This is a genomic window from Rhizobacter sp. P1_G5 (genome assembly GCF_056405435.1).
Genome location: NZ_JBFUCB010000462.1, coordinates 1 through 4,974, shown reverse-complemented (window position 1 = coordinate 4,974; position 4,974 = coordinate 1). Strand labels below are relative to the sequence as shown.

The 4,974-nt window shown below is 69.1% G+C and carries 3 protein-coding genes; all 3 read right to left on the bottom strand.

Annotation, left to right across the window (positions count from 1 at the left end; all coding sequences use genetic code 11):
* Positions 1-95 precede the first annotated feature (95 nt).
* On the bottom strand, positions 96-2,456 hold the full coding sequence (locus AC1D12_RS24555; RefSeq protein ID WP_477843444.1) for a GH92 family glycosyl hydrolase: 2,361 nt from the start codon (positions 2,454-2,456) through the stop codon (positions 96-98).
* 79 nt (positions 2,457-2,535) lie between these two features.
* Positions 2,536-3,630, bottom strand: a complete 1,095-nt coding sequence (locus AC1D12_RS24550; RefSeq protein WP_477824900.1) for an energy transducer TonB — start codon at positions 3,628-3,630, stop codon at positions 2,536-2,538.
* 56 nt (positions 3,631-3,686) lie between these two features.
* On the bottom strand, positions 3,687-4,974 hold a 1,288-nt coding region (argH, locus tag AC1D12_RS24545; RefSeq protein ID WP_477843442.1), incomplete at its 5' end, for an argininosuccinate lyase.

The window sequence follows — 4,974 nt, the reverse complement described above, 5'->3', positions numbered from 1 at the left end:
CAAATGAAAGTGACTCGCCCGGCAGGGCGAAACCTGCCCGCACAGCGCAGCGTCCGGGGCGAGACCCGGCAGCAGCCCCACGCAGTGAACCAACCTCATGGAGTGTCGAAAGACGGCGGCGCATCCCCCGGTGCACTCCCCCAGGCCGGGATCGGCATCGGCACCAACACCGTGTCGATCACCGTGTCCTCCGCCAGTTGCGTCAACGGCAGCCAGGTGCGCGTGGACGGCTGGCCGTCGATCGCCATGTCGGCGATGTAGATGCCCAGCGTCCCCGCATTCGGCGCATTGATCGTCAGCGTGTGCCCGTTGCCCATGCGCACCACGGTGCGCGGGAACAGCGGGCTGCCGAGCACGAAGCCGCCGACACCCGGGATCTCGGGGTACAGGCCCAGCGCACCCCACACATACCAGGCCGACAGCGAGCCCAGGTCGTCGCTGCCCATCAGCCCCTCGGGACGGTTCGCATACTGTTCGTCCAGGATGCGACGCACCACCGCCTGCGACTTCCACGGCGCCCCGGCGAATGCATAGGCCCACGGCGTGCCCTGCTCGTTGGCCAGCGACATGAAGGCCTGCAACCCGGTCGAGCCGCTGTTCAGGCGCTGGAAATGCTCGTCCAGCCGCGCGACCGCGACGCCATTGCCACCCATCCGGTCGATCAGGCCCCGGTAGTTCTGCGGCACCATGAAGGTGTACTGCGCCGGGTTGCCGAAGCCGAACGTGCCGCCGTCGTTGCGGCCCGGGTTGAACGGCGCCACGAAGCTGCCCGACGCGTTGCGCGGCTGCATGTAGCCCGAACTCCCGAGCAGCGTCTTCCAGGCCTGGCCGCGCGCCAGGTAGAGATCCCGCTTGGCACCATCGCCCAGCGCGCCGGCGAACTGGCCGATCGCCGCATCGGCCAGCGCGTACTCCAGCGTGTTGGCGGCCGCCGCGCCCTGCCCGTACGGGATGTAGCCCAGGCTCAGGTACTGCGACAGGCCAGGCCGCGTCTCGCAATCGCGCGAGCGCAGGAAGGGCGTGCTGGCGCCGCGCTCCATCACCGCCAGCGCCGCCGCGGTGTCGAAGTCCGTGCTGCCGAAGGCATGCAGGCTGGACACAATCACCGCTCCCGGGTCGCCGAACATCATGCAGCTGTCGCTGTTCGCGATCGGCCAGCGCGGGAAGCCGGCGTTGCTGGCCAGCGCATCCACCACCAGCGATTGCGCCATGTCGCTGCCCTGCTTCGGTGCGAGCCACGCCACCAGCTGCATCTGCGAGCGCGAGGTGTCCCAGCCGGAGAAGGTGGCGTACTTGTCCCAGCCGCTGGTCGTGCGGACGACGTTGTCGAAGCCGACGTACTGGTTGTTGACGTCGCTGAACAGCGTCGGGTGCAGCAGCGCGTGGTACAGCGCGGTGTAGAACTTCACCTCGTCGTCAGGCCTGCCGTTGCCGTCGACCTGGATGCGCCCGAGCATCTCGCCCCAGGTGTCCCGGGCCTGCTGGCGCACGCCGTCGAAGTCTGTGCCGGCCAGCTCGGCCTGCAGGTTCAGCCGGGCGTTCGCCACGCTCACATACGACACYGCGATGCGCAGCTGCACCGGCGTGCTGTCGGCGAACGTGACCCAGCCGCCGGTCTGCGGGCCGAGCACCGTGGTGCGCGAGCCGGGGCTCACAGCCGATGCGCGGTAGGTGCCGAAGCTGCTGAACGGCCGGTCGAAGCGGCCGTGGAAGTACACGGTGTAGCGGCCGTTGCCGCACACGCCCGCGCCCTCCACGACGCCTTCGATCGTGTTGTCGCCGACCAGCTGCAGCTGGGCATTGCGCCCGGTGCTGGCGTTGCGGCCGACATTGAGGATCACGCTTGCGATGGCGCTGTCCGGGAAACTGAAGCGCGCGAAGCCGCCGCGGCGCGACACCGTCAGCTCGGCGCCCTGGCCATTGCTCGCGGTCACGCCGTAGAACCCCGGCGAGATCTGCTCGCCGGCGTGCGTGAACGGCATCTGGTAGCGGGCAAGGTTGGCGGCGGGCGAGGGGCCGACGGGGCCGGCGAAGGGCAGGATCGAAACATCCTGCTGCACCGGGCAGCCGGTGCCGCTGGCATGGACCAGGCTGAAGCCCTGGATGACGGGCTTCGCGTAGTTGTAGCCGCCGTGGGCGTTGGCCTCGCCGTAGCCGGTGTCGGGGCTGAACTGCACCATGCCGAAGGGCAGGGCCGCGCCCGGGTAGGTGCTGCCCGACAGGGTTTCAGGCGGCCGGTCCTGCAGGTTCGGAAACCCGATGCCGGTGCCGATGTAGGCGTTGACGCGGGCCAGCGGGTCCACCGTAGCCGCCGAGGCCGCCGGGTCGGCGGCAGCAGCGCGTTCGGTCAGCGCGGTGGGTGACGACAGTGGCGACGATGGCGACGAATCAGGCGAACCGCCGCCTCCACAGGCGGCCAGCAGCAGGCTGGTCGCGAGTGCGATGAGCTTCTTCATGGACTCCCTCCGTGTTCGAGTGCGGGGAAGTCTAGGTTTTCGCCTCGGAAAGGAAACCCCCTCCAAAGGAGGGGCGCGGCTACTCGAGCTTCCAGCTCATCGGAATCTCGGCGGTGTAAGGCCGCGGTTGGCCATCCTTGAAGCGGCGCTGGAAGCGGCCCGACTGGTAGTACGCGATCACGAGGGGTTCGAACAGCTCCTGCGATGGCACGTCGGTGCCGTCTTCCAGCGTTACGACGGCGGGCTTGAAGTCGTGCTTCATGGTCTTCACGCGCTGCGCGTAGCCCTGCCCGTCAACCCAGATCCGCACGACGATCTCGCCTTCGACGCCGGCCTTGGCGGCTGTCGGCGGATAGTGAAGCTGGATCGGGCCCGGTTCGAACATGCCGTTGGCCGAGGTGCCGCTGACTTCCGAAGCCACCCGGCGTTTCGGCGGGTCGGTGTCGAAGGCGCCGCGGACGACGGACAGATTGAATTCGCGTCGCAACGCGGCGCCGTCCTCCCCAGGCACCTTGTCGATCGCCTTGACCATGGCCTGCAGGTCGGCGCAGATCTCGGGCGTGATGACCTCCGGAAAGTTGCCGGATACCAGCCCGATCAACCGCCCACGCTGTTCCTGCGGGACTGCGATCAACATCTCCAGGCCCCCCCGCGCCAGCTGTTCCTCGGTGGCCGACGGACGCGGCTTCTCGTTGGCCAGTGCGCCGACGTAGGCGCGCTTCAGGATGCGGAAGTAGCCGGACAGCTCGGCTTCCGTGTACGGCCGCAGGCCGTCCAGCTGCTCGACGCGGGTCGCCGCCATCAGCCGCGCGCACGTCTGGCCGGAGCCGTCCAGCCACCGCAGCAGGACACTGCGGGTCAAGGTCGCGAGGTCTTCGTCGTCCAGCAGGGCCACACCGGCGCTGATCGTCTCTTCGTAGTAGCGCGCCCATTCGCGGTAGACGCCGTCGCTGCTGGTGGCCTGCGTCCTGTCGAGCCAGGCACGCGTGACCGCGATGAAGCCTTCGTCCTGGAACAGGTCGGCCAGGTACTCGGCCGCGGCGTCTTTGGCCGGCGGCAACGGTGCAAGCCCGATCAGCGACTCTTTCGCGGCGGCCGTCGCACGCAAGCGGGTCAGCGCCTCGCCGCGCAGCTCCGGCAGCCCGGGCTTGGCCTGCGCCACCGCCGCGAACACCGACAGCGCGCAGGCCGCCGCCAGCAGCCATGCGCTGCGCATCCCCCGGCGGCGCGTCACTTCAGCCGGACCTTGTGCCGTGCCAGCTGCGCCCGCACCTGGTCGGGTGCCGTGCCGCCCAGCACGTTGCGTGCGTTCAGCGAGCCGCGCAGCGTCAGCACATCGAAGACGTCCGGGCCGATCGCCGCATGGAACCCCTGCAGCACGTCCAGCGGCAGGTCGCCCAGGTCGCGCTCTTCGCTCAGCGCGAACTTCACCGCATGCGCCACCACCTCGTGCGCATCGCGGAACGGCAGGCCCTTCTTCACCAGGTAGTCGGCCAGGTCGGTCGCCGTCGCATAGCCCTTCAGCGCCGCACGCTCCATCGCCTCGGGCTTCACGACGATGCCGGCCACCATCTCGGCCATGATGCGCAGCGTGTCGCGCACCGTGTCGACCGCGTCGAACAACGGCTCCTTGTCTTCCTGGTTGTCCTTGTTGTAGGYCAGSGGCTGGCCCTTCATCAGSGTSAGCAGGCCCATCAGGTGGCCSACCACSCGGCCGCTCTTGCCGCGCGCCAGCTCGGSCACCTCGGGGTTGCGCTTCTGCGGCATGATCGACGAGCCGGTGCAGTAGCGGTCGGCCAGGTTGATGAAGCCGAAGTTCTGGCTCATCCACAGCACGATCTCTTCGGCCAGCCGCGACACATGCATCATCGTGATGCTCGCGAACGACGCGAATTCGATCGCGAAATCGCGATCACTCACCGCATCCAGGCTGTTCTGGCACACGCCGTCGAAGCCCAGCGTCTTCGCGACGCGCTCGCGGTCCAGCGGGTAGCTGGTGCCGGCCAGCGCCGCCGCGCCCAGCGGCAGCACGTTCACCCGCTTGCGCACGTCGGCCAGGCGCTCGGCATCGCGCGCGAACATCTCCACGTACGCCAGCAGATGGTGCGCAAAGCTCACCGGCTGCGCCACCTGCATGTGCGTGAAGCCCGGCAGGATGGTCTCCACATGCCGCTCCGCCACGCCCACCAGCGCCTGCTGCATCCCCGCCAGCAACGGCAGCAGCGCATCGATCTCGTCGCGCAGCCACAGCCGCACGTCGGTCGCCACCTGGTCGTTGCGCGAGCGGCCGGTGTGCAGCCGCTTGCCGGCATCGCCCACCAGCTGCGTGAGCCGCGCCTCGACGTTGAGGTGCACGTCTTCCAGGTCGAGCTTCCACTCGAACGCGCCGGACTCGATCTCCTGCGTGATCTGCGCCATGCCGCGCCGGATGTCGGCCAGGTCCTGCGCGCCGATCACCGCCTGCGCCGCCAGCATCTCGGCATGCGCCAGGCTGCCGGCGATGTCGGCCTTCCACCAC